The sequence below is a fragment of the Paenibacillus sp. GbtcB18 genome (assembly GCF_019091125.1).
GTDB lineage: Bacteria > Bacillota > Bacilli > Paenibacillales > NBRC-103111 > Paenibacillus_F > Paenibacillus_F chitinolyticus.
This window is the reverse complement of the sequence record NZ_JAGXJX010000084.1, coordinates 1-737: the sequence shown is the minus strand read 5'-3', so window position 1 is coordinate 737 and position 737 is coordinate 1. Positions and strand designations below refer to the sequence as shown.

The following is a 737-nucleotide window of genomic DNA, read 5'->3' as shown; positions in this document are numbered from 1 at the left end:
GACGGGTGATTAACGGAAAGTTTTAGGTGGGTGCACACCTGGTACCCGTTTGCGGAAAAAAACATAGTTTTTATTCATGGATTTAAAGAATATTGTGCGCTTCAGTTTCATAAAGGTGCATTGTTGCAGGATACTCATAGGATTTTAGTCCAACAAACGGAAAATACACAAGCGGCGCGTCAGATTCGGTTTACTAATATACAAGAAATCATTGAAATGGAATCCATTTTGAAGAAATATATTACTGAAGCTATTGAAGTTGAAAAAAGAGGTTTGAAAATAGAAAAGAAAGAGCATAAAGAAACTATAATTCCAGAAGAGCTTCAAAATAAATTTGATGAAATACCTACTTTTAAAGTTGCCTTTCAGTCGCTTACACCGGGACGCCAAAGAGCATACATCCTTTATTTTTCGCAAGCTAAACAAACTAAAACTCGAACATCCAGAATAGAAAAATATATGGAGAGGATTTTGGATGGTAAGGGACTAAATGATTGTACGTGCGGACTGTCTCAAAAAGGGACTAATTGTGATGGATCACATAAATCTTTGAAACAGTAAGATTTGTAGTTAAATCTTTGATTCATGTATTTTATTAACAGTGTATTTATGTATGTAAATTACATAAAAAGTCGAATTCCGAGTTATTAGGAGTTCGACTTTTTGTATATTGAAAATAAATTGACATATTATTTTCGTTAAAATGAAGCAATGCAATGATGAATTTAAATGTTAAA

The 737-nt window shown here is 32.4% G+C and carries 1 pseudogene; it reads left to right on the top strand.

The features are described 5' to 3' along the window. Positions 1–9: 9 nt before the first annotated feature. Positions 10–561, top strand: a pseudogene (locus KVT34_RS29615) (YdeI/OmpD-associated family protein); the annotation flags it as partial. Between the last annotated feature and the right edge of the window lie 176 nt (positions 562–737).